The sequence below is a fragment of the Thermomonospora sp. CIF 1 genome, from assembly GCF_001896795.1.
Taxonomy (GTDB): Bacteria; Actinomycetota; Actinomycetes; order Streptosporangiales; family Streptosporangiaceae; genus Thermomonospora; species Thermomonospora curvata.
In genome coordinates this window covers 581,605-607,414 of record NZ_MOYN02000023.1, presented here as the reverse complement: position 1 = coordinate 607,414, position 25,810 = coordinate 581,605, and the positions used below count along the sequence as shown (strand labels likewise).

General features: G+C 72.4%; 22 protein-coding genes and 2 pseudogenes. 14 read left to right on the top strand and 10 right to left on the bottom strand.

What is annotated here, in order from left to right; translation table 11 throughout:
* Nucleotides 1-4 precede the first annotated feature (4 nt).
* The gene (locus BUE48_RS21060) at nucleotides 5-1,006 is read left to right on the top strand and encodes a DMT family transporter (protein ID WP_012854542.1); all 1,002 of its coding nucleotides are present in this window, start codon (nucleotides 5-7) and stop codon (nucleotides 1,004-1,006) included.
* Here the strand turns inward: BUE48_RS21060 and BUE48_RS21055 are convergent.
* A complete protein-coding gene (locus BUE48_RS21055; protein ID WP_286990862.1) occupies nucleotides 976-2,532 on the bottom strand; it encodes an alkaline phosphatase D family protein in 1,557 nt (518 codons plus the stop codon). The genes BUE48_RS21060 and BUE48_RS21055 overlap by 31 nt on opposite strands.
* Nucleotides 2,533-2,857: 325 nt before the next feature.
* Here BUE48_RS21055 and BUE48_RS21050 point away from each other — a divergent pair, with 325 nt between their 5' ends.
* On the top strand, nucleotides 2,858-3,292 hold the full coding sequence (locus BUE48_RS21050; RefSeq protein ID WP_012854540.1) for a cupin domain-containing protein: 435 nt from the start codon (nucleotides 2,858-2,860) through the stop codon (nucleotides 3,290-3,292).
* Nucleotides 3,293-3,307: 15 nt separating this feature from the next.
* On the opposite strand, the gene BUE48_RS21045 is transcribed toward BUE48_RS21050, so the two are convergent.
* Together BUE48_RS21045 and BUE48_RS21040 are read right to left on the bottom strand one after the other, a co-directional pair.
* Nucleotides 3,308-3,514, bottom strand: a complete 207-nt coding sequence (locus tag BUE48_RS21045) for a hypothetical protein (RefSeq protein ID WP_012854539.1) — start codon at nucleotides 3,512-3,514, stop codon at nucleotides 3,308-3,310.
* Nucleotides 3,507-4,808, bottom strand: coding sequence for a PspC domain-containing protein (locus BUE48_RS21040; protein WP_041440188.1), 1,302 nt, complete (start codon nucleotides 4,806-4,808; stop codon nucleotides 3,507-3,509). The genes BUE48_RS21045 and BUE48_RS21040 overlap by 8 nt, the downstream gene beginning before the upstream one ends.
* 205 nt (nucleotides 4,809-5,013) lie before the next feature.
* Here BUE48_RS21040 and BUE48_RS21035 point away from each other — a divergent pair, with 205 nt between their 5' ends.
* Together BUE48_RS21035 and BUE48_RS21030 are read left to right on the top strand one after the other, a co-directional pair.
* On the top strand, nucleotides 5,014-6,198 hold the full coding sequence (locus tag BUE48_RS21035) for an ATP-binding protein (RefSeq protein WP_286990800.1): 1,185 nt from the start codon (nucleotides 5,014-5,016) through the stop codon (nucleotides 6,196-6,198).
* A gap of 43 nt (nucleotides 6,199-6,241) precedes the next feature.
* Nucleotides 6,242-6,874, top strand: coding sequence for a LuxR C-terminal-related transcriptional regulator (locus BUE48_RS21030; RefSeq protein ID WP_012854536.1), 633 nt, complete (start codon nucleotides 6,242-6,244; stop codon nucleotides 6,872-6,874).
* A 12-nt stretch (nucleotides 6,875-6,886) separates the two neighbouring features.
* Here BUE48_RS21030 and BUE48_RS21025 read toward each other — a convergent pair whose 3' ends face one another.
* The 4 genes from BUE48_RS21025 to BUE48_RS21010 all read right to left on the bottom strand — a co-directional run bounded on the left by BUE48_RS21025 (nucleotide 6,887) and on the right by BUE48_RS21010 (nucleotide 11,996).
* Nucleotides 6,887-7,570 (bottom strand): maleylpyruvate isomerase family mycothiol-dependent enzyme, encoded by a 684-nt coding sequence (locus BUE48_RS21025; RefSeq protein WP_286990799.1) that lies wholly within the window; start codon nucleotides 7,568-7,570, stop codon nucleotides 6,887-6,889.
* Between the two features lie 104 nt (nucleotides 7,571-7,674).
* Nucleotides 7,675-8,130, bottom strand: a complete 456-nt coding sequence (locus BUE48_RS21020; protein ID WP_286990798.1) for an SRPBCC family protein — start codon at nucleotides 8,128-8,130, stop codon at nucleotides 7,675-7,677.
* Between the two features lie 53 nt (nucleotides 8,131-8,183).
* A complete protein-coding gene (gene pcrA, locus BUE48_RS21015; RefSeq protein ID WP_286990797.1) occupies nucleotides 8,184-10,490 on the bottom strand; it encodes a DNA helicase PcrA in 2,307 nt (768 codons plus the stop codon).
* 51 nt (nucleotides 10,491-10,541) lie between these two features.
* Nucleotides 10,542-11,996 (bottom strand): glycoside hydrolase family 15 protein, encoded by a 1,455-nt coding sequence (locus BUE48_RS21010; protein ID WP_012854532.1) that lies wholly within the window; start codon nucleotides 11,994-11,996, stop codon nucleotides 10,542-10,544.
* A gap of 367 nt (nucleotides 11,997-12,363) precedes the next feature.
* On the opposite strand from BUE48_RS21010, the gene sucC reads away from it, so the two are divergent.
* Together sucC and sucD are read left to right on the top strand one after the other, a co-directional pair.
* The gene (gene sucC, locus BUE48_RS21005; RefSeq protein WP_012854531.1) at nucleotides 12,364-13,554 is read left to right on the top strand and encodes an ADP-forming succinate--CoA ligase subunit beta; all 1,191 of its coding nucleotides are present in this window, start codon (nucleotides 12,364-12,366) and stop codon (nucleotides 13,552-13,554) included.
* A 2-nt stretch (nucleotides 13,555-13,556) separates the two neighbouring features.
* Nucleotides 13,557-14,444, top strand: coding sequence for a succinate--CoA ligase subunit alpha (gene sucD / locus BUE48_RS21000; protein ID WP_012854530.1), 888 nt, complete (start codon nucleotides 13,557-13,559; stop codon nucleotides 14,442-14,444).
* Nucleotides 14,445-14,510: 66 nt separating this feature from the next.
* On the opposite strand, the gene BUE48_RS20995 is transcribed toward sucD, so the two are convergent.
* On the bottom strand, nucleotides 14,511-15,299 hold the full coding sequence (locus tag BUE48_RS20995; protein WP_286990796.1) for a hypothetical protein: 789 nt from the start codon (nucleotides 15,297-15,299) through the stop codon (nucleotides 14,511-14,513).
* A gap of 293 nt (nucleotides 15,300-15,592) precedes the next feature.
* Here BUE48_RS20995 and BUE48_RS20990 point away from each other — a divergent pair, with 293 nt between their 5' ends.
* A complete protein-coding gene (locus BUE48_RS20990) occupies nucleotides 15,593-17,272 on the top strand; it encodes a cell division protein PerM (protein ID WP_174315334.1) in 1,680 nt (559 codons plus the stop codon).
* A 41-nt stretch (nucleotides 17,273-17,313) separates the two neighbouring features.
* Here BUE48_RS20990 and BUE48_RS20985 read toward each other — a convergent pair whose 3' ends face one another.
* Nucleotides 17,314-17,787: a DUF4190 domain-containing protein gene (locus BUE48_RS20985; RefSeq protein ID WP_012854527.1), complete on the bottom strand. Its 474-nt coding sequence runs from the start codon at nucleotides 17,785-17,787 to the stop codon at nucleotides 17,314-17,316.
* A gap of 132 nt (nucleotides 17,788-17,919) precedes the next feature.
* Here BUE48_RS20985 and purN point away from each other — a divergent pair, with 132 nt between their 5' ends.
* From purN to BUE48_RS20965, 4 genes and pseudogenes are all read left to right on the top strand, one after another.
* Nucleotides 17,920-18,573 carry a phosphoribosylglycinamide formyltransferase gene (gene purN / locus BUE48_RS20980; RefSeq protein ID WP_012854526.1) on the top strand — a complete coding sequence of 218 codons (654 nt, stop codon included), beginning with the start codon at nucleotides 17,920-17,922 and terminating at the stop codon, nucleotides 18,571-18,573.
* Between the two features lie 22 nt (nucleotides 18,574-18,595).
* Entirely contained in the window at nucleotides 18,596-20,164 is a 1,569-nt protein-coding gene (gene purH, locus BUE48_RS20975; protein ID WP_012854525.1) for a bifunctional phosphoribosylaminoimidazolecarboxamide formyltransferase/IMP cyclohydrolase, read from the top strand.
* 230 nt (nucleotides 20,165-20,394) lie between these two features.
* Nucleotides 20,395-20,556: a hypothetical protein gene (locus tag BUE48_RS20970; protein WP_012854524.1), complete on the top strand. Its 162-nt coding sequence runs from the start codon at nucleotides 20,395-20,397 to the stop codon at nucleotides 20,554-20,556.
* A gap of 127 nt (nucleotides 20,557-20,683) precedes the next feature.
* Nucleotides 20,684-21,490 (top strand): annotated as a pseudogene (locus tag BUE48_RS20965) (bifunctional methylenetetrahydrofolate dehydrogenase/methenyltetrahydrofolate cyclohydrolase); the annotation flags it as partial.
* A 249-nt stretch (nucleotides 21,491-21,739) separates the two neighbouring features.
* On the opposite strand, the pseudogene BUE48_RS20960 reads toward BUE48_RS20965, so the two are convergent.
* A pseudogene (locus tag BUE48_RS20960) lies at nucleotides 21,740-22,315 on the bottom strand (FHA domain-containing protein); the annotation flags it as partial.
* A 268-nt stretch (nucleotides 22,316-22,583) separates the two neighbouring features.
* Here BUE48_RS20960 and BUE48_RS20955 point away from each other — a divergent pair.
* The 3 genes from BUE48_RS20955 (at nucleotide 22,584) to BUE48_RS20945 (ending at nucleotide 25,706) form a co-directional block, all read left to right on the top strand.
* Entirely contained in the window at nucleotides 22,584-22,967 is a 384-nt protein-coding gene (locus BUE48_RS20955; protein WP_012854521.1) for a DUF3017 domain-containing protein, read from the top strand.
* Between the two features lie 254 nt (nucleotides 22,968-23,221).
* Nucleotides 23,222-24,445 (top strand): NADP-dependent isocitrate dehydrogenase, encoded by a 1,224-nt coding sequence (locus tag BUE48_RS20950; RefSeq protein WP_012854520.1) that lies wholly within the window; start codon nucleotides 23,222-23,224, stop codon nucleotides 24,443-24,445.
* A gap of 271 nt (nucleotides 24,446-24,716) precedes the next feature.
* On the top strand, nucleotides 24,717-25,706 hold the full coding sequence (locus BUE48_RS20945; protein WP_012854519.1) for a malate dehydrogenase: 990 nt from the start codon (nucleotides 24,717-24,719) through the stop codon (nucleotides 25,704-25,706).
* Nucleotides 25,707-25,810 lie beyond the last annotated feature (104 nt).

Below are 25,810 nucleotides of genomic sequence, written 5' to 3'. Positions count from 1 at the left end.
TGGCATGCCCTCCCCCCGATCGCGTTCCTCGCTGGGCGCCCTGCTGTGCCTGATCTCCGCGGCCGGCTTCGGGCTGTCGGCGATCTTCGCCAAGGAGACCTACCGGACGGGCGCCGGAGTGCAGACGATGCTGACGGTGCGCTTCGCCGTCGCCGCGGCGCTGCTGTGGCTGCTGGTCGCCTGGCGCCGGCCCGCCCTGCCCACCGGGCGGGCGCTGCTGACCTGCATCGGGCTGGGCGCCATCGGATACGCCTGCCAGGCGATGTGCTACTTCGGCTCGCTGGCCCGCATCGACGGCTCACTGGCGGCGCTGCTGCTGTACACCTACCCGCCCATGGTCACCGCCATCGCTATCGCGCTGCGGCGCGAACCGGTGGACCGGCGGCGGCTGACCGCCCTGGCCTGCTCGGTGCCGGGAGTGCTGTTGCTGCTGGGCGGCGGCGTCCGGCCGGGCGCCGCCAGTGGGGTGCTGCTGGCGCTGGCGGCGGCCGGCACGTACGCGATCTACCTGACCGTCGCAGCGGGCCTCCCCGAAGAGCTGGACCTGATCACCGTGTCGGCGGTCGTGTGCACCTCCGCCGCCGTCAGCATGGTGCTGATCACCGCGGGCACCGGCTCCTGGCAGCCGCCGGCGCAGGCGAGCGGCTGGGCGTGGACGACGATGCTGGCGATCTTCTCCTCGGTGGTGCCCATCGTCTGCATGCTGGCCGGCATGCGCATGGTCGGCGCATCGACGGCGGCGATCCTCTCCTACGCCGAACCGGCGGTGGCCGTGGCCTCCACCGCCCTGGTCTACGGCGAACGCCTGAGCGCCGCGCAGCTCCTCGGCGGCCTCATCGTGCTGCTCGCCGTCTTGATCCTCAGCGTGGAACGCCCCGGCACGCCGCCCGCCCCGCGTCGCGTCCTGGACCGGATCGCGCCCGGCCGCCGAAGCCGGCGGCCGGAACGCGAAGAACCGGAACACGAAGGGCGGGCTCAGCGCACGGGCGACAGGGCCTGCGTGTAAAGGACGGTGCCGTCGAGGTCCCGCAGCCGGACGGTCATCACCCCGCTGCGGGCGTCGATGTCCACCTGCCCGAAGAACTGGTAGCCCTCGGCGGGGGAGGCGTTGGCGCGCGGCGGGGCCTTGAAGAACTTCACCTGGGGGCCGAAGGTGCCCTCCAGGCGGTTGGGGCCGAAACCACCGGCGTTCAACGGGCCGGAGACGAACTCCCAGAACGGGTCGAACCTGGTGAAGGCCGCCTTGGCGGGGTCGTAGTAGTGGGCCGCGGTGTAGTGCACGTCGGCGGTCAGCCACACCATGTTGCGGACCTTGTGCCGCTGGGCATGGGAGAGCAGCTCGGCGATCTCCCGCTCGCGGCCCAGCGGCGCCCCGTCGTCGCCCTGGGCGATGCCCTCCTGGGCGGTGCCGTCCGGCACGACCAGCCCGAGCGGCAGGTCGGCGGCCATCACCTTCCAGGTCGCCGTGGAGCGGCGCAGCTCCCGCTTGAGCCAGGCCAGCTGCTCGGCGCCCAGCACGCCCCCGGTCTCGGTGGGGGAGGTGTTGGGGGTGTTGGGGTTCTTGTAGGTCCGCATGTCCAGGATGAAGACATCCAGCAGCGGACCGTAGGAGATCTTGCGGTAGATCCGGCCGCCCCGGGGCGCCTGGGCGGCGATCGGGGTGTACTCCATCAGGGCGCGGCGGGCCCGGGCGGCCAGCACGTCCACGCGCTTTTCGGTGTAGCGGGCATCGTCGAGGATCTCCCCCGGGTACCAGTTGTTGACGACCTCGTGATCGTCCCACTGGTAGATCATCGGGACGCGGGCGTTGAAGGCTCGCAGGCAGGCGTCCTCCAAGTTGTAGCGGAACTGCCCGCGGTAGTCGGCCAGCGTCTGGGCGACCCTGCTCTTCTCCTCGGTCACCACGTTGCGCCAGGTGCGGCCGTCCGGCAGCGCCACGGTCTCGGTGAGCGGCCCGTCGGCGTACACCCAGTCGCCGCTGCACAAAAAGAAGTCCGGGTCGAGCGCGCCCATCGCGGTGAAGATCCGAAAGCCGCCCAGCTCGGGATTGATGCCCCAGCCCTGTCCGGCCAGGTCGCCGGACCACACGAACCGGATGTCGCGGCGGTGCCGGGAAGGGGTGCGGAAAGACCCCTCGACGGGGGCGGACAGCAGCGCGTGCCGGTCCAGGTCGGCAAGGCGCACCCGGTAGCAGATCCGCTCCCCGGCCGGCAGCCCGCGCAGGAACACCTTGCCGGTCAGATCGGTCTTGGGCGTCAGCACCGGGCCGCGGACGGTCCGGAAACCTCGGAAGTCGGGGCGGCGGCTGATGTCGACGAGCATCCGCGCCGGGCGGTCGGCGCGCGCCCACACCACGGCCCGCCCGGCGGTCACATCGCCGCTTTGCACGCCGTGGGTCAGACGCGGCCGCCCCCGCCGGATCAGCGCGGGGGCCGCGGCGGCGGGCGCGGTCGGCGCGGCCAGCGGGGCCAGCATCGCGCCTCCGCCGATGAGCAGCCCGCCGCGCAGTACGGTTCGCCGGTCGAAAGTCATGGTCAAGCTCCGTTTCCTCGGTGGAGGACGACCGCATGCTGCCGGGCTTGAACGTCTGCCGACCGGCACCGCCGTGGCCGAAGGGTTAATACCGATCGACGTGATCGACTTGACAAGTGCCGGTGGGCGCGGTCTGCTAGGCGCATGTCAGCGCGTGCCCGTCTTCGCAGCCACCAGGGTTCCTCCGTCGTGGCCGCCGCGCTGTGTTCCTGTTGTTGTTGTCGCTGATCACCGCGTTTTCAGCTCGGTAGGCACCTGCAGTCCGGCAGTCCGCCCGCGCGGCCGTTGCGCGGGCCCCTCGACGACAACAACCCAAGGACTCCTCGTGGACCTCGACGTCGTTCCCGACCTCACCATGCGCGGCCAGGACGACCCGCACGGCCTGGCCGCTCAGCTTCCGCCCACCGTGGGCCAGCTCGCCGCCCGCATCGGCGAACTGGCCGCCCGCCCGGACCGCTGGTGGCACCTGGTGCGGCCGGATCCGGCGGCCCCCGGCCAGGTGGCGCTGGAGGAGACCGGCGGCGTGCGGGTGTGGCTGACCACCTGGCCCCCCGGCCACCGCACCGACGTGCACGACCACGGCGGCACGCACGTCAGCACGGTCGTGGCCGGGGAGCTGACCGAACGCGTCCTGACCGCCGACGGCGTCACCGAACGCCCGCTGCGCGCCAACCGCGTCCGCGTCCACGGCGGACGCACCCATGAGATCCACAACCCCGGCCCGGCCTACGCCATCACGCTGCACGCCCGGCTCGGCTGAGCGCGGCCGGCCCGGTCAGTGGCTTCGGCGGCCGCGGGTCAGCACCCGGACGACGCCGACCAGGCCGAGCCCGAGCAGCACGGCCGCGGCCAGGATCTCCGGCGGCGCCACCGGCTCGCCCGACAACCCGGTCACCAGGAAGACCCCTGCTGCGGCCAGGAAGAACAATCCCGCCACCGCGGAGCCGGGGTCGAACCGGCGCTTCATCCCGCCGTCAGACATGCCGCACCTCCACGTCCCCGACCTTGACCCGCACCCGCAGCTCGATGACCGGTGGGTCGCCCTCCCCGGCGCTCCGCGGCTCCAGCACCCGTTCGACCTGCACGAACGGCCCGCCGTCGAGGCGGCTGTTCACGGTCAGGTCCCCCAGGGCGATCCGGCCGTCCAGCTCCACCCGGGCCCGGCCGGGCACGGTGATCGTCAGTTTGCCGCTCAGCACCTCGGCGTTGACCCGGATCCGCCGGCCCGCGCTCAGCGGAAGGGCGGTCAGGTCCAGCCGCCCGCTGCCCACCCCGAGCCGGTAGGTCTGCTCGGTGCGGGAGGCGTCGGCGGGCCGCCACTCCACGTTCCCGAACCTGGTGCCCTTGGGCGTCTCGGCCACCGCCGTGGAGGTCAGCAGCCCCAGCGTCAGCACGGTGCCGACGGTGGCCAGCCCGCTGGGCCGGCCCGCCCAGCCGCCGATCAGCAGGCCCAGCCCGATCACCGCCAGGGCGGGCGCGGCGACCAGGTGCCCGCCGTAGATCCCGTGGTCGCCGTGCAACGCGACCGGGATCATCGCCGCCGCCGCCATCATCGCCGACAGCAACACGACGGAGGTCAGCGCGCTGTGGCGCCCGCATCCCCGCTTCGGCTCGCCGCCTGGGTCCGCGGGGGCGTCCGGCGGCCGGCTCCAGCAGGACCGCCCGCCGGGCGCGGCCGGATCATCGGTCACGCCGCCTGCAGGAGGATCGGCGGGACGCCCGGCCGCCGCGGGGACGTCCTTGACCAGGCTCACCCGCTTGTCCAGGCTCACCCGGCCCTCCGGCGGGGCCGGGGCGTCGGGGGAGACCGGCTGCCCCTGCAGGCGTTCGGGCAGATCGCGGGCGAGCTGGGCGAAGTCCACCTTGCGGGCGTGCGCGACCAGCAGCACCAGCGCGAGCACCGTCACCCCGGCCAGCGCGTCCCCCGACAGCGGCCTGCCCGCCGTCACGACCATCGTCAGCAGGCCCAGCAGCCCGCCCAGCAGGACCAGCACCGTCCCGGCGTCGAAACGCCGCCGCAGCATCTGCTCGGCCGGGGCCAGCGCCTGCGGCGCAGGCGGCATCAGCAGATAGGCCGCCAGATACAGCAGCAACCCCTGACCGTTGGCCAGGAGCAGCACAGCGAACCCCACCCGCAGGACCACCGGGTCCACTCCCAGATACCGTCCCAGGCCCGTGCACACCCCCGCGACGAGAAGTCCTTCCGGAACGCGCACCAGCCGGGGACGCTCCGGCGCGGCCTGCGGGCCGGTCGTCGTGCTCTGCTGCTCGGCCATGCCACCCATCGTGACCTTCGGCGCCCGGGACCGGTATCCGGGACCACCCTGACCCGACCCTGAGAACGAACCGGGAAACCCGGGGGAGGCGCCCGATGCGCCCGCTTGCGTTTCGTGTGACGATCGGTGCGGCGCCCGCCGGACCTTTCCGCGTCCACATGTGCGGGAAGGCCCCACCACCGCGGAAGGAGGCGCGACCACGGCGATGGCCGACCCAGGCAGCGGCGAGGACACCCAGGCCGGCCCCCGGATGGAACGGGCCCGTGACGGCCGGCTGATGGCCGGTGTCTGCCGCGGCCTGGCCGACCATCTCGGCCTGGACGTCCTCTTCGTGCGGCTGGCCTTTGCGTTGCTGACCGTCGCCGGCGGGCTGGGCGTGGCCGCCTATGTGGCGCTTTGGCTGCTGGTCCCCGAACGCGACGACGCCCGGCCGATCCGCATCAGCTCCCGCGACTGGGCCCAGCTGGCGGCCTACGGGACGCTGATCACCGGCCTGTGCGCCATCACCTGGGGGGCCGGGCTGGCCCAGGCGGCGCTGTGGCCGCTGCTGGCCGGCGGGATCGGGGCGGCCACCTTGTGGCAGCAGGCCGACCGCGACCAGCGGCAGCGCTGGCTGCGCACCACCACCGTGCCGCTGCGCCGCATGTGGCTGCGCAGCCTGGTCGGCCTGGCCCTGGTCATCGCCGGCATCGGCGGCTTTCTGGCGCAGAACGTGCCGGCCGCCCAGGTCCGCGAGGTGCTGATCGCCACCGCCGTGCTCGCCTGCGGGCTGGCGCTGATCGCCACCCCCTGGCTGGTGCGGCTCTGGCAGGAGCTGGACGCCGAGCGCCGCGAGCGCATCCGCTCCCAGGAGCGCGCCGAACTGGCCGCCCACATCCACGACTCGGTGCTGCACACCCTGACGCTGATCCAGCGCAACGCCCACGACCCCCGCGAGGTGCAGCGCCTGGCCCGCTCCCAGGAACGCACCCTGCGCAACTGGCTCTACCAGCCGCAAGGCGACCCGGACCGGACGCTCGCGGCGGCCGTGCGGGAGATCGCCGGGGAGGTGGAGGACGCCCACGGCGTGCCCATCGAGGTGGTCTGCGTCGGCGACTGCCCGCTGAACGCCCGGCTGAACGCCGCCCTGCAGGCCGCCCGCGAGGCCATGGTCAACGCCGCCAAGTACTCCGGCGCCCCGTCGGTGTCGGTCTACGCCGAGGTCGAGGGCGAGAACGTGGCCATCTTCGTGCGGGACCGGGGCAAGGGCTTCAACCTGGACGCCGTCCCGGACGACAGGATGGGCGTGCGAGGCTCCATCATCGGGCGCATGGAGCGCAACGGCGGCAAGGCCACCGTCCGCACCGCCCCCGGGGAGGGCACCGAGGTCCGTTTGGAGATGACAAGGTGAGCGGGCGCCCCCCATGGCGCGCCGCCGAACGGAAGTGAGACCGATGGCAACGACCGTGGTGCTGGTGGACGACCACCAGATGTTCCGCAGCGGGGTCAAGGCCGAGCTCGGCGACGGCGTCGAGGTCGTCGGCGAGGCCGGGGACGTCGATGAGGCGATCGCCGTCATCACCGCCACCGAACCCGACGTGGTGCTGCTGGATGTGCACCTGCCGGGCGGCGGCGGCATCGAGGTGCTGCGCCGCCTGCACGGCAAGGTCCGGTCCCGTTTTCTGGCCCTGTCGGTCTCCGACGCCGCCGAGGACGTCATCGGGGTGGTGCGCGGCGGCGCCCGCGGCTATGTCACCAAGACCATTTCCGGGCCGGAGCTGACCGACGCCATCGGCCGGGTCGCCGAGGGCGATGCGGTCTTCTCGCCCCGCCTGGCCGGTTTCGTGCTGGACGCCTTCGCCGCCACCGCCGCGCCCCCCATCGACCCCGAGCTCGACCAGCTCACCCAGCGCGAACGCGAGGTGCTGCGGCTGATCGCCCGCGGCTATGCCTACAAGGAGATCGCCAAGGAGCTGTTCATCTCCGTCAAGACCGTGGAGACCCACGTCTCCAGCGTGCTGCGCAAGCTGCAGCTGTCCAACCGGCACGAGCTGTCGCGCTGGGCCGCCGCCCGCCGCCTGGTGTGAAAGGACGCGCCTTCAGCCCAGGGTCAGCCAGCGGATTCCCAGCTCGCGCACGGTGTCCTGCTCCGGCTGGGTGAGCGGGAGACGGCCGGTGGCCTTGCGCAGGAAGGTCGTCTGGTCCCAGCCCAGCCGCCGGACGCGGGGCACCTCCTGGGGGTCCAGCATCAGCGTCTCCAGCGCCTGACCGGCCTCGGGCGTCAGCCAGGGCTCCCGTTCCAGCGCGGCGGCCAGGTCGAAGCCGTGCACGGCCACCTCGACGACGCGGGTGAGCAGGAACTCCGACAGCAGCATGGCGTCGCCGTGCCGGGTCACCACCACCCGCCCGGCGGGCTCGGCCAGGCACAGCCGGTGGATCTCCCGCCAGGTGCGGGCGAATTCCTCAGCCAGCGCGGCCCCGCTTTTGTGCTCGGCGGCCTGCTCTTGTGCCTGCGCGACCCGGGAGGCGTTCTCCTGCGGGGAGAACCGCTCGTCCGGCCGGTAGTACTCCACCGCCGACACCTCGGCGCGTTCCGGTGACGGGCCCTCCAGCATCGCCGCCGTCCGGCCGACCGCCAGCAGGACGTGCCCCGCCAGATCCCGCACCAGCCACGGCGTACAGGCCGTCGGCCGCTGCCAGTCCTGCTCGGTCAGCTCCTCCAGGACCTGGGAGAACCGCTCGGACTCCGCCTGGAACGCCGTCAATACATCGCCGTTTTCCACGGCGGAAGAGTAACATTTCCCGGTTTCGCCCCCAGGTGTGGAAATTCTCCACTGGCCTATCGGGGCGGGCGATGCCCGTCACCCCTGGCGGGCCGGGCCGCCCCTCACCGCGGGCGGCGGGCGGGGCAGGAGGGCGGGCAGTGCTCGGCGTGGCGGGCCAGGCCCTCGGCGGCCCGGCTCAGCAGGCGGGTCAGCACCGCTTTCATGAGGGCGCCGGTGCCCGGGATCCGCCGGGTGAAGCAGGCCTGCCAGCGCACCGCGGTGCCGCCCTCGGGACGGGCCCGGAAGGTGACGTCGGCGCGGTAGCCGTCCACCGGCAGCCCGGCCAGCATGCGGTAGGCGTACCGCGTGGGCGGCTCGTAGAGCACGGCCTCCTCGCGGGCGGGCCCCATCTGCCGCACCGCCCCGACCCCGTCGCCGGTGCCCACTCCCGGGCGGATCCGCCGCGCCCGGCCGGGCAGCCCGCTCCACACCGGCCAGGCCTCGGCCACGGCCACGTGCGCGAACAGCACCTCGGGCGGTGCGCTGGAGGTCGCCGTCAGGTCGATGGTGTACTGCATGCCGCCTCCGCTGGTGAACCGCCCTTTACGGTAGGCGGTTCAGCCGCCGGACACTACAGCTTCTCCAGCGGGGCGTAGCGCAGCACCAGGCGTTTGACGCCGTGGGTGCCGCCGAAGTCGATGCTGGCGGCGGTCTTGTCGCCGGTGCCGTCCACCGAGATGACCGTGCCCAGCCCGAAGGAGTCGTGGGTGACCTTGTCGCCGGGGGACAGGGCGGGGACGGCGCGGGCGCTCGCGGAGCGGGCGGCGGGACGGGCGGCGGCCATGGCGGTCAGCGAGCCGGGCGCGGGCATCGCGGCCTCGCGCTCCCACTTCACCAGCGAGGAGGGCACCTCCGACAGGAACCGGGAGGCGGGGTTGACCTGCGGGGCGCCCCACGCGCTGCGCATCACGGCGCGCGTCAGGTACAGCCGCTGCCGGGCCCGGGTGATGCCCACGTAGGCCAGGCGGCGCTCCTCCTCCAGCTCCTGGGGGTTGCTCATGGCCCGCAGGTGCGGGAAGACGCCGTCCTCCATGCCGGTGAGGAAGACCACCGGGAACTCCAGGCCCTTGGCGGTGTGCAGGGTCATCAAGGTGACCACGCCCTGCTCGTCCTCGGGGGCGCGCTCGCCCGGCGGGATGGGGGCGCCCTTGGTGCCGGGGATGGCGTCGGCGTCGGCGACCAGCGAGATCTGCTCCAGGAAGTCCACCAGGCGGCCCGCGGCGCCGGAGGGCGCCTCCTCTTCCTCCTCCTCGGCGGCGGGGGCGCGCTCGGCCAGGCGGTCTTCGAACTCGCGGGCGACCGCCTCCAGCTCGCGCAGGTTCTCGATGCGGGTCTCGTCCTGCGGGTCGCGGGAGTTCTGCAGCTCGGCCAGGTAGCCGGTCTCGGTCAGCACCGCCTCGATCAGCTCGGCGGGGGTGGCGGTGGCGGCCCGCTCGCGCAAATCGTCCATCAGCGCCACGAACTCGCGAACCGCCTTGGCCGAACGGGGCGCCATGCCGGGCACCTGCTCGGGGGTGCGCAGCGCCTCCCAGAAGGTGATGCGCTCGCGGGCGGCGTGGGCCTCCACGCACGCCTCGGCCCGGTCCCCGATGCCGCGCCGGGGGACGTTCAGGATGCGCCGCAGCGAGACGGTGTCGGCCGGGTTGGCCAGCACCCGCAGGTAGGCCAGCAGGTCGCGGACCTCCTTGCGCTCATAGAAACGCACCCCGCCGACCACCTTGTACGGCAGGCCGACCCGGATGAACACCTCCTCGAACACCCGGGACTGGGCGTTGGTGCGGTAGAAGACCGCCACATCCCCGGGACGGGCCAGCCCCGCGTCGGTGAGCCGGTCGACCTCGGCGGCCACGAAGGCGGCCTCGTCGTGCTCGTTGTCGGCCACATAGCCGACGATCTTCTCGCCCTCGCCCTGGTCGGACCACAGCCGCTTGGGCTTGCGGTGGGCGTTGCGCTCGATCACCGCGTTGGCCGCCGACAGGATCGTCTGGGTGGAGCGGTAGTTCTGCTCCAGCAGGATCGTGGTGGCGTCGGGGAAGTCCCGCTCGAACTCCAGGATGTTGCGGATGGTGGCGCCGCGGAAGGCGTAGATCGACTGGTCGGCGTCGCCCACCACGCACAGCTCGGCCGGGCCGACGTCCTCCCCGGGGCTCTCGGTGAGCAGGCGCACCAGCTCGTACTGGGCGTGGTTGGTGTCCTGGTACTCGTCCACCAGGATGTGCCGGAACCGCCGCCGGTAGTGCTCGGCCGCCTCCGGGAACGCCTGCAGCAGGTGGACCGTCGTCATGATCAGGTCGTCGAAGTCCATCGCGCCGGCCTGCTGCAGCCGCGCCTGGTACATCTCGTAGGCCTCGGCCAGCTTCTGCTCCAGGTGGGTGGAGGCGCGGGCCTTGAAGGCCTCATAGTCGATCAGCTCGTTCTTGAGGTTGCTGACCTGGGCGGAGAAGGACTTGGGCGGGTAACGCCTGGGGTCCAGGTCCAGCTCCCGGCACACCAGCGCCATCAGCCGCTGGGCGTCGGCGGCGTCGTAGATGGAGAAGTTCGAGGGAAAGCCCAGCCGGCGGGCCTCGCGCCGCAGGATCCGCACGCAGGCGGAGTGGAAGGTCATCACCCACATCGCCCCCGACCGGGGGCCCACCAGCGCCTGGACCCGCTCGCGCATCTCCCCGGCGGCCTTGTTGGTGAAGGTGATCGCCAGGATCTGGGCCGGGTGCACGTCCCGTTCGGCCAGCAGGTAGGCGATGCGGTGGGTCAGCACGCGGGTCTTGCCCGAACCGGCCCCCGCCACGATCAGCAGCGGGCCGCCGGTGTGCAGCACGGCGGCGCGCTGCTGGGGATTGAGACCGTCCAGCAGCGGGTGCGAGGTGTCGGTGGCGCTCATCACCCGCGAGTTTACGGCCCGGCGCCGACTTCGCGGTCCGGGTTCGGCCGCTCACGGGGGCGGGATGGGCAGCGGCTCCTCCAGCGCCGCCAGGGTGAGCAGCACCAGCGCGGCCGTCCAGCCCAGTGGGGCGACCGCGGCCGGGCGGCCGGCGGAGTTGACCTTCTCCGGCAGCGCGCCCAGCTCGGTGCGGTGCTCGTTCAGCCAGTCCAGCCTGCGCAGGGCGTCCTCCACCCGGCCGCAGGCGGCGGCGTTGAGGGCGAACAACGCCATCTCCGGGGTCCAGGCCACGGTCTTGGCGCCCCGCCAGCGCTCCCCGGGCAGCACCCCGCCGTTGGGCAGCCGCAGCCGCCGGGCCGCCTCCAGCACCGCCGCCTCCACGCCCGGGTCGGCGGGGGCGAACGGCGGCCCCAGGAAGGTCGGGGAGGTGTCCATCAGCCCGCCCGCGACCGGCGAGCGCGGGTAGCCGTGCGGGGCGAACGCCTGCGCGATCGCCTCCGCCAGCCGCCGGGCGGCCCGCCGCCAGCGCCCGGCCTCGGCGGCATGGCCGATCCGGGAGGCCAGGTCGGCGGCGGCGCGCAGCCCGGTCAGCACCGGGCCGGCCACCCCCAGCGTGGGACGGTGCGGGTCGGCCTCCTTATCGGGGTCGCGTTCGAAGTAGTCCGGCGACGGCGGCGGCAGCCCCGCGGCGTCCAGCGAGCCGGCCAGGTAGTCGGCGGCCCGGCGCACCATCGGCCACAGTTCGTCCGCCCCGGGCGCCGAGGAGCCGGCGGTGACGAACCAGCCCGCCCACAGCACCCAGCCCAGCGAGTCGAGCTGGGGGGCGCGGCCGTCGGCCACGGGGGAGCCGTCGGGCCGGTAGCGGGCCGCCCACAGCCCCGAGTCGGCCTGCACCCGGGCCAGGAAGCGCAGCACCCGCCGGGCCTCCTCCGGGTGCCCCGACACCTGGAAGGCCGCCGCGACGAACGCCGCGTCCCGCGGCCACACATACCGCCAGTGCCGGTACCAGGAGGCCGTGACGGCGCCGTCGACGCCGGTGAGCAGCCGCAGGTCCAGCAGCGCCCGCACGGCCATGTCCCGGTACACCGAGTCGCCGCCGGGAATCCGCCCGTCGGCCAGCCACAGCCGGTCGCCCCGCACCGCCACCGCCACCCGCGGGTCGTCGCCCGCCACGGTGATCGGCTGCCGCCCGCCGGACCGGATCAGCCGCACCCGCCCGTCGGCCAGCCGCACCACCGAGCTGTCGGGCAGGTAGGAGGCTCCGGCGGCCTCGTCGGCCTGCAGCGGCTGGTAGGCCAGCGGCCAGCCGCCGCCGCCGATCAGCCCCGGCGAGGTCCACTGGGGGCGGGGCCGGCCCGGCAGGGTGGCGCCGCAGGTCGCGGCGAGCAGCATGACCATCGCGAAGGCGACCAGGCGGCGGGTCCGCCGGCGGCGCGCCGCGCCGCCGCGCCGGGCGGGGCGGGCGGCCGGTGGGCGGACCGGCCCGCGCCGGGTCTTCGTGCTCATCGTCGCGCCGCTCCCGAACCCTCGTCCGACGGAATCCGTGCGTGCATCAGCTTCTCAGCACCCGCCCCACCCGTTGTCACCTGCGGGCGGAGCCGGTGCGCACCAGCTTTCACCATGCCTCGTCCCGCCGTTTCGCAGGGTCATCCCACCGGGTTGTCACCTTTCCTCACAGAGTGGACCCGCTTTCGTGTCAGGGGACCAGGGTTTTATAGGCTGCTCGATCGGAGCAGACCGCTCTGGTCGCCGCGCGTACAGCCCGCATCGAACCCATGCCGCGGCTCTGTGCGGGCGATCGCCGGAGCGGTCGGTAGGGGCGTGCGACCAGCACGCAAGCCAGGCTGTCGATCCGCAAAAAGGACGGACCCTCGTGGACCTGTTCGAACATCAGGCGAAGGAACTCTTCGCCGAGTACGGGGTACCGGTGCCCACCGGCAAGGTGGCGCACACCCCCCAGGAAGCGCGCGCCATCGCAGAGGAGCTCTTCGCCGCCGGAAGCCAGAAGGTCGTCATCAAGGCCCAGGTCAAGACCGGCGGACGGGGCAAGGCGGGCGGTGTGAAGCTCGCCGACGACGCCGATGAGGCCCAGGCACTCGCCGAGCAGATCCTCGGCATGGACATCAAGGGCCACACGGTCCACAAGGTCCTGGTCGAGGCCGGCAGCGCCATCGCCCAGGAGTTCTACTTCTCCTTCCTGCTCGACCGGGCCAACCGCTCCTTTTTGTCCATCTGCTCGGCCGAGGGCGGCATGGACATCGAGGAGGTCGCCGCGACCAAGCCCGAGGCCGTCGCCAAGGTCCCGATCTCGGCGCTGACCGGGGTCGACCGGGCCAAGGCCCGCGAGATCGCCCAGGCCGGCAAGCTGCCCGAGCAGGCCCTCGACGGCGCCGCCGAGCTGATCGAGCGGCTGTGGGCGGTGTTCACCGACGAGGACGCCACCCTGGTCGAGGTCAACCCGATGATCCTGACCACCGACGGCCGGGTCATGGCGCTGGACGGCAAGGTCACCCTCGACGACAACGCCGACTTCCGCCAGCCCGACCACGCGGCGCTGGCCGACGAGAAGACCACCGACCCGCTGGAGGCCCGCGCCAAGGAGAAGGGCCTCAACTACGTCAAGCTGGACGGCACCGTCGGCGTCATCGGCAACGGCGCCGGCCTGGTGATGTCCACCCTGGACGTGGTGGCCTACGCCGGCGAGGAGTTCGGCGGGCAGAAGCCGGCCAACTTCCTGGACATCGGCGGCGGCGCCTCGGCCGAGGTGATGGCCAACGGCCTGGAGATCGTGTTGTCGGACCCCTCGGTCAAGAGCGTGTTCGTCAACGTCTTCGGGGGCATCACCGCCTGCGACGCGGTCGCCAACGGCATCGTGACGGCCTACAAGCTGCTGGCCGAGCGGGGCGAGAGCGTGGACCGGCCGCTGGTGGTGCGGCTAGACGGCAACAACGCCGAGCTCGGCCGCAAGATCCTCGACGACGCCGGGCTGCCCGGCGTCGAGCGGGTGGACACCATGGACGAAGCGGCCAAGCGGGCCGCCCAGCTCGCCGCGGCAGGTGCGTGAACATGGCTATCTGGCTCACTGAGAACAGCAAGGTCATCGTGCAGGGGATGACCGGCTCCGAGGGCTCCAAGCACACCGCGCGGATGCTGCGGGCCGGCACCAACGTGGTCGGCGGCGTCAACGCCCGCAAGGCCGGCCAGACCGTCGACTTCGACGGCAAGGAGCTGCCGGTGTTCGGCACCGTCGCCGAGGCGATGGAGAAGACCGGCGCCGACACCTCGGTGGTGTTCGTGCCGCCGAAGTTCGCCAAGGACGCGGTGGTGGAGGCCATCGACGCCGGCATCGGGCTGGCCGTGGTCATCACCGAGGGCATCCCGGTGCACGACACCGCCTACTTCTGGGCGTACGCGTGCGAGAAGGGCAACGCCACCCGCATCATCGGCCCCAACTGCCCGGGCATCGCCTCCCCCGGCAAGTCGAACGCCGGCATCATCCCGGCCGACATCACCTCTCCGGGGCGGATCGGCCTGGTGTCCAAGTCGGGCACGCTGACCTACCAGCTGATGTACGAGCTGCGCGACATCGGCTTCTCCACCTGCGTGGGCATCGGCGGCGACCCGGTCATCGGCACCACCCACATCGACGCGCTCCAGGCCTTCCAGGACGACCCCGAGACCGACGCGATCGTGATGATCGGTGAGATCGGCGGGGACGCCGAGGAGCGCGCCGCCGCCTACATCGAGCAGCACATCACCAAGCCGGTGGTGGGGTACGTGGCCGGGTTCACCGCCCCCGAGGGCAAGACCATGGGCCACGCCGGCGCGATCGTCTCCGGCTCCTCCGGCACCGCCGAGGCCAAGAAGGAGGCCCTGGAGAAGGTCGGCGTCCGGGTCGGCAAGACCCCCAGCGAGACCGCCCGCATCATGCGGGAGGTCATGCAGAACCTCTGATCGACGCGGCCGTTTCGCCGGCGGGTCGTCCCCGGTCGGGGACGACCCGCTCGTCGTTTCACGGGGTCAGCGCGCGGGCGTGGTGAAGAACTGATGCGGCTGGAAGATGCAGATGTTGGTCTCGCTCTGCACGTTGGCGTCGGTGATCTCCACGAAGTACCCGTAGGAGGTGTCCGGTTTGAGCTCGGTGCCGATGGTGACGCCGCTGCGGTTGAGCCCGGCGGTCAGCTCCCCGCCGCCGGCCCGCTGGATGAAGATGTTGTCCCACCACACCAGGCGCTGGGTGTCGAACTCTTTCAGGGACGACGCCTCGGCGATCCGGTAGATGTAGTAGGCGTCCACACCGGCCAGGGCCTTGAGCGTGGTCCAGGAGGACTTGACCCCGCTCAGCGGTGACCCCTCCGGCAGCGGATTGCGCCGGGAGGGGGTAAAGGACGCATAAGCGTCCTCCCGGTGACGGGCGTAGGCGGACACCAGGGTTTTCCTGGGCGCATCGTCCTGCACCCGGGACTTGCTCAGTACCGTGCCGTCCTTGCAGGTGACCTCGATGGTGTACGTGCCGGGCGGCATGAAGCCGGTGGGCAGGTTCACCATGTACCAGTAGTAATTCAGCGTCGGGTCGTAGATGTGACCGTTGATGTTGCGGTTGGTGAACGGCTCGTTGGCGAACTCGACCCGGTAGCCGTCGGGTCCCTTGGCGACGATCCGGTCGATGAGCTGGGGGGTCGGCACGTCGCCCGTCGGCCAGAACGACACCAGGAACTTGTGCTGCTCCCTGGGAAGATTGGATTCCTCGAAGTCCCAGTACACGTCGCAGGCCATGATGTCGTAGATGCGGACCTTGGTGTCGCCCATGTGACTCCTCGCTGATTCCGGTGAACGTGGCGAACGCTAAAGGCCGCGAGCGGGAACCGTCATCGGTGAAATCACCGGCCGCACGACAAAAGCCCGTAATAGCCCTTTTAGGACTTTCAGGATTTCCGTCGAGCGCCCCGGCGGCGTGCATCTTTGGCGCGCCGCTCCCGGACGCGCCGCCCGCCATCGGCGGCCCGTGCGACGGCGGCATGTGAAAAAGACCGGCCCCGGCGAAGGGCGACACGCCGGATGACCAGACCTCCCCGGCGGGAAGACGGTGCCAGCATGGCCCTGTGCCGGACGTAAAGCCACGACAACGCACGCCCCGCAAAGCTCCCGCCCGTGCCGTCCCGGCCTCCTCCCGGCCGCCGGCGGTCACCGGATTGGTGGCGGCCACCTGGTGCGCCGGGGTCGGACTGGCGGTGCTGACCACCGTCACCCTGGTGGGCTGGATCGCCGCCCCCCGCACCGCGCTCGGCCCCGGCCTGCCCGGCGTCTTCCGCACGGCCGTCAACTTCTGGCTGGTGGCGCACCATGCCGGATTCTCCCTGCCGGACGGGCGGGTGGGGCTGCTGCCGCTGGGCCTCGTCGTGCTGCCCGGAGCGCTGCTGTACCGCGGCGGCGGCTGGGTGGCCCGGGTCTGCGGAGCGGTGCACCTGCGGGGGGCCGCCTCCGCGCGGCGAGCCGTGATCCAGGCGGCGCTCGCCCTGGCGGTTCCCTACGCGGCCCTGGCCGGGGTGCTGGCGCTGGCGGCCGCCACCGACGTGGTGCGGCCCTCGGCCTGGCAGGCGCTGGTGGCCTGCTTCCTGGTGGCCGCGGTGGCCGGCGGGCTGGGCGCCGCCCGCGCCTTCGGCGCCGTCCGCGGCAAGCGGGTCCGCTCGGGGATGGGCGTGCTGCTGCGGCTGCTGCCCGCCCGCCTCCGCTCGCTGATGACCGGGGTGCTGGGGGCGCTGGGCGTGCTGGTCGCCTTCGGCGCGGTGCTCGTCGGGGCCTCCCTGGCGGTGCACCACGCCCAGGCCGTCGCGATGTTCGACGAGCTGGCCCCCGGTATCGTCGGCGGCGCGTTGCTGCTGGTGGTGGAGCTGGCCTACCTGCCCAACGCGGTGATCTGGGGCATGGCCTACGCCATCGGCCCCGGTTTCGCGGTGGGACGCGGCACCAGCGTGTCACCGACCGGGGTGTTCCTGGACGTGGTGCCCTCCTTCCCCCCGCTGGCGGCGCTGCCCGAGCCGGGCCCGGCCCCCGCGCTGTCGCTGCTGGTGATGGCGGCGCCCTTCGCCGCCGGGGTGGTCGGCGGGCTGCTGACCGTCCGCGTCATGCCCAGCCCCGCCCACGAGGCCGCGCCCGTCTGGGGGTTCGTCTCCGGGGTGCTGACGGGGGGCGTCACGGCGGTGCTGGCGGCCCTCTCCGGCGGCCCGATGGGCGGCGAGCGCCTCACCGTCATGGGGCCGTCCCCCTGGCGGGTGGGCATGATGGCCGCCCTTCAGGTGGGGACCGCCGCCGCCATCACCGCCTGGCCGGCCAACGTGCTGATTCTGCGCCGCCTCGCCGGCCGGGCCGGCGAGGCGGCGGAACCCGCCGGACGACCCGCCCGGCGCAGGGCCGCGCGCCCCGGGAAACGGGCGGAAGACCGCCCGCCCGCCGTGGCGCCCACCCGGCCCGAGGAACCGCCCCCGCCCCCGGCTCGCCGGGTCTCCCTCGTGGCCGACCCGCTGGAGTTCGAAGACCCCGAACCCGTCCTGGCGCCGCGCAAGGCGCACCGGCCCCGGGCGCGCGACCCGCTGGACGAACCCTTCCCCCAGGAGATCGCAGCCGGACGGGAGGACGAGGAGCCCGGCTCCTCAGAGCCCGAAGACGAGACCGCCCCGCCCGAGCCCGCACCGAAACGGCCCGAACGCCGGGACGAAGCCCTGCGCACCGAGACCCGCGGCGGCGCCATCTACATCCTGCGCGACGAACCGCCCGAGGACTGAAAAGCCCCTGCCGCCGGGCCGCGGGCGGCGGGGACCCGGCGTCACAGGGGCAGGTTCTCGGGCTTGAGCGTGCCTTCCTCCAGGCCGAACTTCTTTTCGATGTCGCGGGCCAGCCGCTCTTTGCACACCCGCTCGTCCTCGATGGTGTTGGCGGCGCGGCGGCACTGGTCGTAGGTGCGGATCTCATTCAGCAGATACATCTGCCCGATGAACCCGAGGACGAAGAACGCAACGCCGAAGGCGCCGAACACGATGCCGGGCATCGCCCCCGGCGCCGGGTTGCCCGTCCGGCGGGACGCCCTCCGCGCCCGCACCCCGAAGACCAGGGCCGCCACCGCGCACACCGGCGACAGCAGGGACAACACCGGGATGAACATCAACAGCACGGCGGCCAGGCCGAGCCACAGCGCCCGCCGCCCGGTCCGTTCGATGTCCTGCGGGCCCACAGGTCCCCGCCCGGTGCCCGGTCGCCCTTCGGGATCGGGACGGGCCTGCTGCCCCGGCTCGATGCTCACTGAACCTCCCGCCTGGTGGTGCCGCCTCCGGTCGCCCCGAGGCGGGCCGATAGGCTTTTTGGCGGCCGGTGTCCAGCTCATCCGGCCCCGCTTCGCGGGTCAATCAGCCGCTCATCCGATTAAGGAGTCACGGTGTCCGCCCGGCTTGTCGTCCTCGTCTCCGGTGCGGGGACCAACCTACAGGCACTGCTCGAAGCGTGCGCAGATCCAGCCTACGGGGCGAAAGTGGTGGCCGTGGGCGCGGACCGGCACGGCATCGCGGGCCTGGAGCGGGCCGAGAAGGCCGGGGTGCCGACCTTCGTGGTCCGGGTCCCCGACTACCCCAGCCGCCAGGAGTGGGACGCGGCGCTGACCGAGGCCGTGGCCGCCCACCGGCCCGACCTGGTGGTCTCGGCCGGCTTCATGAAGATCCTCGGCCCGGCGTTCTTGGAACGGTTCGGCGGCCGCGTCATCAACACCCACCCGGCGCTGCTGCCGGCCTTCCCCGGCGCGCACGCGGTGCGCGACGCCCTGGAGTACGGGGTCAAGATCACCGGTTGTACGGTGCACTTCGTCGACGAGGGCGTGGACACCGGTCCGGTGATCGCCCAGGAGGCGGTCCCGGTCCGCTGGCACGACGACGAAGACACCCTGCACGAACGGATCAAGCAGGTCGAACGCCGCCTGCTGGTCGAGGTGGTGGGAAGGCTGTGTCGTGACGGCTGGACCACCAAGGGACGCCGGGTGTCGATGAAATGCCGCACCTGCAATGGCGCCGGTTCGGCCGCACGGTCCGACAACGAGTGATGCGAATGAGGGGAGCTCGGCCGTGAGTCGAGTGGCGATCAAGCGTGCACTGGTCAGCGTGTACGACAAGACGGGCCTGCAAGAGCTGGCCCGGGGCCTGCACGAGGCGGGGGTGGAGATCGTCTCCACCGGGTCCACCGCGGCCCGGATCGCCGAGGCGGGGGTGCCGGTGGTGAAGGTGGAGACCCTCACCGGCTTCCCCGAGTGCCTGGACGGCCGGGTCAAGACCCTGCACCCGCGGGTGCACGCCGGCCTGCTGGCCGACCGGCGTAAGGAGGACCACCGCCGGCAGCTGGCGGACCTGGACATCGAGCCGTTCGACCTGGTGGTGGTGAACCTGTACCCGTTCGCCGACACCGTGGCCTCCGGGGCCGGCCCCGAAGAGTGCGTCGAGCAGATCGACATCGGCGGGCCGTCCATGGTGCGCGCCGCCGCCAAGAACCACGCCAACGTGGCCGTGGTGGTCGATCCGTCCGCCTACGGGGAGGTGCTGGAGGCGGTGCGCGCCGGCGGCTTCACCCTGGCCGAGCGCCGCCGCCTGGCCGCCCGGGCGTTCGCGCACACCGCCGCCTACGACGTGGCGGTCGCCTCCTGGTTCGCCGGCAGCTACGCCCCCGACGAGGTCGCCGAGTCCACCCGCTGGCCGGACTTCCTCGGCGGCACCTGGGAGCGCAAGGCCGTGCTGCGCTACGGCGAGAACCCCCACCAGCGCGCCGCCCTCTACACCGACGGGCAGGGCGGCCTGGCCGGGGCCGAGCAGCTGCACGGCAAGGAGATGTCCTACAACAACTACGTGGACGCCGACGCGGCCCGGCGGGCGGCCTACGACTTCGCCGAGCCCTGCGTGGCGATCATCAAGCACGCCAACCCGTGCGGCATCGCCATCGGCGCCGATGTGGCCGAGGCCCACCGCAAGGCCCACGAGTGCGACCCGGTGTCGGCATTCGGCGGCGTGATCGCGGTGAACCGCCCGGTGGACGCGGCGATGGCCGCGCAGGTCGCCGAGGTCTTCACCGAGGTGGTGGTGGCCCCCGACTTCACCCCCGAGGCGCTGGAGATCCTCACCCGCAAGAAGAACATCCGGCTGCTGCGCTGCCCGCAGGGCCCGCTCGGCGGCATCGAGTTCCGCCGGGTGGACGGCGGGGTGCTGCTGCAGACCGTCGACAAGCTGGACGCCCAGGTGCCGGGCGGCGGCGACGACCCGTCCGCCTGGACGCTGAAGACCGGGCAGCCCGCCGACGAGGCGACCTTGCGGGATCTGGCGTTCGCCTGGCGGGCCTGCCGCGCGGTCAAGTCCAACGCCATCCTGCTGGCCTCCGGCGGCGCCACGGTCGGCGTCGGCATGGGCCAGGTCAACCGGGTGGACTCGGCGCGTCTTGCGGTGCAGCGGGCCGGGGACCGGGCGGCCGGCTCGGTGGCCGCCTCCGACGCCTTCTTCCCCTTCCCCGACGGGCCGGAGGTGCTGGCCGCCGCCGGGGTGCGCGCGATCGTCCAGCCGGGTGGCTCGGTGCGGGATGAGGAGGTGATCGCCGCCATGGACAAGGCCGGGATCACCATGTACTTCACCGGGGTCCGGCACTTCTTCCACTGATTCGCCCTTCGGGCCCGGCGGTGCGGCGCTCCGCGTCGCACCGCCCTTGCCTGTGCGGTCCCCGCGTCGGCCCGCCGGACGGGGTGGTGAAAAAGTTCACTGACCCCATCCCGAACGCCTGTCCAATTTGGGGGTTTTGGGAGAGTTTGGGGTGGGCGTGTTGATACCCTCGGGCGATATTGCGCGCCCATGACCATCGTTTGAGGCGCCCTGGCACCTGGGGGAGACCAGTGGAGATCCTGCTGGGCTTTGTGTTGCAGTCCGCGTTCGCGCTCACCGAGGTCAAAGAGGCCGTGGGGCTGATCGCCGCGGTGCTGCTGGCGGGGCTGGCCGCCCACGCCGGCTGGCATGCCACCGACCGCCTGATCGCCCTGCGCCGGCGCCCCGACTGAGCCCCGGCGGCGGTGTGCCGCGCCCCGGCATGGGAGCGTCCGTCATGCCGTCTCCGGGCTGCGGCGCCGCCGCGGCCGGTCCGGTCCCCTGCCGGAGGCGGTGGGGGGCACTGGCAGAATTGGGCCTGTGACTGCAAAGATCCTGGACGGCAAGGCAACGGCGGCTCAGATCCGCGCCGACCTCAAAGAGCGCGTCGCCGCGCTGCGGGAACGCGGAGTCGCCGTGGGGCTGGGCACGGTGCTGGTCGGCGACGACCCCGCCAGCCGCTCGTATGTGGCGATGAAGCACCGCGACTGCGCCGAGGTCGGCATCGAGTCGATCCGCCGCGACCTGCCCGCCGACGCCACCCAGGAGCAGGTGGAGCAGGCGGTGGCCGAGCTGAACGCCGATCCGGCCTGCACCGGCTACATCGTCCAGCTGCCGCTGCCCAAGGGCCTGGACGAGCAGCGGGTGCTGGAGCGCATCGACCCGGCCAAGGACGCCGACGGGCTGCACCCGATCAACCTGGGCCGGCTGGTGCTCATGCAGCCCGGCCCGCTGCCGTGCACCCCCAAGGGCATCGTGGAGCTGCTGCGCCGCTATGAGGTCCCGCTGCGCGGCGCCGAGGTCGTGGTGGTCGGCCGCGGCATCACCGTGGGCCGCCCGCTGGGCCTGCTGCTGACCCGGCGCAGCGAGAACGCCACCGTCACGCTGTGCCACACCGGCACCAAGGACCTCGCCGAGCACACCCGCCGCGCCGACATCGTGGTGGCCGCCGCCGGTGTGCCCGGCCTGATCACCGCCGACATGGTCAAGCCCGGCGCCGCCGTGCTGGATGTGGGCGTCTCCCGGGTGAACGGCAAGCTCGCCGGGGACGTCGCCGCCGATGTGGCCGAGGTCGCCGGCTGGCTCGCCCCCAACCCCGGCGGCGTCGGCCCCATGACGCGCGCCATGCATCACCGGGCCGGCGCCGGGTGCGGCCGCCGCTCGTCTGCGCTGCCCTGGGGCGACGACCGCACGTCCGTGCGCCGCCGGCCGTCAGCTGGCCCTGCGGCCCGCCGTGCCGGCCGGCGGACGGCCGGGATGGCCCGCCGAGCGGCCCGGCACCGGCTTGTGGGCCACGCCGGAGGCGCCCGGCCGGCGCAGCTCCCCGGTGGCCCTGGCGTCCATGGGAGGGCGGTTCTGCGGGGGCACGTGCACCGGCGGCAGCGGCCGGACCAGGCCCATCGCGATCACCTCATTGGCCAGCCGGGTGCGCCGGTTGGCCCCCTCCGGGATGCGGAACTTCTGGTAGAGGCGCAGCAGGTGCTGCTTGACGGCGGCCTCGGTGACCACGAGTTCGGAGGCGATGTCGCGGGCCGTGGCGGGGGCCACGAACGCCGCGTCCGACAGAGCGGGACGGCACAGGGCGGTCAGCACGTCCACCTCCCGCCTGGTGAGCTCGGGGGCGACGGCGCGCCGCAGCTCGATGTCCGGGTCGACCTCCTCGCGGGGGATGCCCCCCATCCGGCAGCGCGCCGTGCCGAAGCTGACGACGTCGCCGTCCTCCAGCACCCGCCGGGCGATCGGCCGGCCGTTGACCCGGGTCCCGTTGCGGGACAGGCCCATGTCGACGACGTACACATAAGGCCCGCGCCGGACGATCTCGGCGTGCAGGCGGGACACGCTCGGGTCGTCGAGGCGGACATCGACTCCTTTACCTCGCCCGACCGTCGTCACCTCGGGGCGCAGCGCCACCACCATGCCGCTGTCTTCGATCCGTATGAACGGCCCCTCCACGGCAGTCCTCCCAGCTAGTTAGCGACCCCTGTCCAGCGGGTTACCCGTCCATGGGGCTGCCACACCCTGTTACTGGTGAGTAGGTCCGATCTCATAAGGGATTCGGCGCCTTTGAGGGCCCGGCGAGTAGACTCGAGGACCGGCGGCTGGGAGCGTTCCGGACAGATCGTCCTAAAACGGGCCGCCCATTCTCACCATGTGAACGGACGCGCGAGTGGCGCGCCGCCCGGCGCGGCGGCCTCATGCATGCCACTGGAAGGACGGAGCGGTGGCCGGCGAGCACACGGACCGGCAGGGCGAGTCCCCCGGCGAGTCCCCCGGCGAGGGCGCGCAGCAGGTGACGCTGCGGCGCCGCCGGCGCGCCGGGGCGCGCAAGAAGGCCGCCTCCTCGGCGCACTGGCTGAGCCAGCTGCCGTACGTGCTGGCGCTGTGCGGAGTGGCCGGGTCGCTGGTCATGTACGCCACCAACCACTTCCGCAAGGGCTCGGCGCTGCTGGCGGCCGGCGTGCTGTTCGGGGCGCTGGCCCGTCTGGTGCTGCCGGAAAGCCAGGTGGGCATGCTCGCCATCCGCAAGAAGTGGCTGGATGTGCTGACCATGACCGCCCTGGCCGTCGCCGTCGCCGTGGTGGCCTGGGTGGTGCCGGGTGACTGAGCGGGCCCGCGGCCTGCGACGGTCATGGCGGGCACATGACGGCCCCCGCGTGCGTTGACCCTATGACGGCCCGGGACGCCCGCGGGCGGTCGCAAAGGGGGTGCCAAGGCTCGTCCGGCATGCCCCCACCTGCGAGAATGTGACGCAATAGAGCGAAATGTCGGGCCCAGGTCTAGACCTTTGACCGGGCTTGGATAGCCTCCCAGTGAGCCTTACGAAGGACTGCTGGCCGGTGTGGAAGGGACAGCAACAGCATGCCCAAGATCAAAGTAGCGGGCCCGGTCGTCGAACTCGACGGCGATGAGATGACGCGGATCATCTGGAAATTCATCAAGGACCAGCTGATCCTGCCTTACCTGGACATCGACCTGAAGTACTACGACCTGGGCATCCAGAACCGCGACGCCACCGACGACCAGGTCACCGTGGACGCCGCCAACGCCATCAAGAAGTACGGCGTCGGCGTCAAGTGCGCCACCATCACCCCCGACGAGGCCCGGGTGGAGGAGTTCGGGCTCAAGCAGATGTGGCGCTCGCCCAATGGAACGATCCGTAACATCCTGGGCGGCGTGGTCTTCCGCGAGCCGATCATCGTCTCCAACATCCCGCGCCTGGTGCCCGGCTGGACCAAGCCCATCGTCATCGGCCGTCACGCCCACGGCGATCAGTACAAGGCCACCGACTTCAAGGTGCCCGGCCCCGGCACCCTGACGATCACCTACACCCCCGACGACGGCTCCGAGCCCATCCAGTTCGAGGTCGCCCGCTACCCCGAGGGCGGCGGCGTCGCGATGGGCATGTACAACTTCCGCAAGTCCATCGAGGACTTCGCCCGCGCCTCGTTCCGCTACGGCCTGGACCGCAACTACCCGGTCTACCTGTCGACCAAGAACACGATCCTCAAGGCCTACGACGGCATGTTCAAGGACGTGTTCGCCGAGATCTACGAGAACGAGTTCAAGGAGGAGTTCGAGGCCCGCGGCCTGACCTACGAGCACCGCCTGATCGACGACATGGTCGCCTGCGCCCTCAAGTGGGAGGGCGGCTACGTGTGGGCCTGCAAGAACTACGACGGCGACGTGCAGTCCGACACCGTGGCCCAGGGCTTCGGCTCGCTCGGCCTGATGACCTCGGTGCTGATGACCCCCGACGGCCGGACCGTGGAGGCCGAGGCCGCCCACGGCACGGTCACCCGCCACTACCGGCTGCACCAGCAGGGCAAGCCCACCTCCACCAACCCGATCGCCTCGATCTTCGCCTGGACCCGCGGCCTGGCCCACCGCGGCAAGCTGGACAACACCCCCGAGGTCATCAAGTTCGCCGAGACCCTGGAGCAGGTCTGCATCGAGACGGTCGAATCCGGGCAGATGACCAAGGACCTGGCGCTGCTGATCAGCAAGGACCAGCCCTGGCTGACCACCCAGGAGTTCCTGCACGCGCTGGACGTCAACCTCCAGAAGAAGATCAACGAAAAGTGACGCCCTGATCGCCTCCCGTGACCGCGGGAGCGATCCCGGCCCGGCGTCGCTGATCGGGAACGGTCATCCGTCGTCCCCGCACAAGCAGGGGTGAGGGTGCTGAAGGCCGCCTCGGAGAACCCGGGGCGGCCTTCGCGTTCCGGCAGGCGCGGGGCGGGAAGTGCGGGGGAGACGGCGCGCGATACGCTGACTGCGGATATCTCGACAACGAGAGAACCGGAAACGACCACCAGTCGCCTGCGCTCGTCAGGCTCGCCAGGAGATGAAGGCCATGACCAGCACTCCAGTCAACGTCACCGTCACCGGCGCGGCCGGGCAGATCGGTTACGCGCTGCTGTTCCGCATCGCCTCCGGGCAGCTGCTCGGCCCGGACGTACCGGTCCGGCTGCGGCTGCTGGAGATCCCGCAGGCGATCAAGGCCGCCGAGGGCACGGCCATGGAGCTGGACGACTGCGCCTTCCCGCTGCTGGCCGGCATCGACATCACCGACGACCTGAAGACCGCCTTCGACGGCGCCAACATCGCGCTGCTGGTGGGCGCCCGCCCGCGCACCAAGGGCATGGAGCGGCGCGACCTGCTGGAGGCCAACGGCGGCATCTTCAAGCCGCAGGGCGAGGCCATCAACGCCCACGCCGCCGACGACATCAAGGTGCTGGTGGTGGGCAACCCGGCCAACACCAACGCGCTGATCGCCCGCTCGCACGCCCCGGACGTGCCGGCCGACCGGTTCACCGCGATGACCCGGCTGGACCACAACCGCGCCATCGCCCAGCTGTCGAAGAAGGCCGGCGTCCCGGTCTCGTCCATCAAGAAGATGACCATCTGGGGCAACCACTCGGCCACCCAGTACCCCGACCTGTTCCACGCCGAGATCGACGGCCGCAACGCCGCCGAGGTCGTAGGCGACCAGGAGTGGCTGGAGAACGACTTCATCCCGACCGTGGCCAAGCGCGGCGCCGCCATCATCGAGGCCCGCGGCGCCTCCTCGGCCGCCTCCGCCGCTTCGGCCGCCATCGACCACATCCACACCTGGGTGAACGGCACCCCCGAGGGCGACTGGACCTCGATGGCCGTGGTGTCGGACGGCTCCTACGGCGTCCCCGAGGGCCTGGTCTCCTCCTTCCCGGTGACCTGCTCCGGCGGCAAGTGGGAGATCGTGCAGGGCCTGGAGATCGACGAGTTCTCCCGCGGCAAGATCGACGCCTCGGTGGCCGAGCTGGTCGAGGAGCGCGACGCGGTCCGCAACCTCGGCCTCATCTGACGGGTTCTCCACCCGGCTTCATCGTGACCCGGGCGGGGCGGGGGCGTTGCGTCCCCCGCCCCGCCCGGGCTCGTCCGGAGGGCTTCACCGGTGGCCGGATCCCC

Bases quoted from the DNA above. Each gene is read 5' to 3' on its own strand.
- BUE48_RS21060 (WP_012854542.1), top strand. From the start codon at position 5: ATGCCCTCCCCCCGATCGCGTTCCTCGCTGGGCGCCCTGCTGTGCCTG.
- BUE48_RS21055 (WP_286990862.1), bottom strand. From the start codon at position 2,532: ATGACTTTCGACCGGCGAACCGTACTGCGCGGCGGGCTGCTCATCGGC.
- BUE48_RS21045 (WP_012854539.1), bottom strand. From the start codon at position 3,514: ATGTCTGACGGCGGGATGAAGCGCCGGTTCGACCCCGGCTCCGCGGTG.
- BUE48_RS21040 (WP_041440188.1), bottom strand. From the start codon at position 4,808: ATGGCCGAGCAGCAGAGCACGACGACCGGCCCGCAGGCCGCGCCGGAG.
- BUE48_RS21035 (WP_286990800.1), top strand. From the start codon at position 5,014: ATGGCCGACCCAGGCAGCGGCGAGGACACCCAGGCCGGCCCCCGGATG.
- BUE48_RS21030 (WP_012854536.1), top strand. From the start codon at position 6,242: ATGGCAACGACCGTGGTGCTGGTGGACGACCACCAGATGTTCCGCAGC.
- BUE48_RS21020 (WP_286990798.1), bottom strand. From the start codon at position 8,130: ATGCAGTACACCATCGACCTGACGGCGACCTCCAGCGCACCGCCCGAG.
- pcrA (WP_286990797.1), bottom strand. From the start codon at position 10,490: ATGAGCGCCACCGACACCTCGCACCCGCTGCTGGACGGTCTCAATCCC.
- BUE48_RS21010 (WP_012854532.1), bottom strand. From the start codon at position 11,996: ATGAGCACGAAGACCCGGCGCGGGCCGGTCCGCCCACCGGCCGCCCGC.
- sucD (WP_012854530.1), top strand. From the start codon at position 13,557: ATGGCTATCTGGCTCACTGAGAACAGCAAGGTCATCGTGCAGGGGATG.
- BUE48_RS20995 (WP_286990796.1), bottom strand. From the start codon at position 15,299: ATGGGCGACACCAAGGTCCGCATCTACGACATCATGGCCTGCGACGTG.
- BUE48_RS20950 (WP_012854520.1), top strand. From the start codon at position 23,222: ATGCCCAAGATCAAAGTAGCGGGCCCGGTCGTCGAACTCGACGGCGAT.
- BUE48_RS20945 (WP_012854519.1), top strand. From the start codon at position 24,717: ATGACCAGCACTCCAGTCAACGTCACCGTCACCGGCGCGGCCGGGCAG.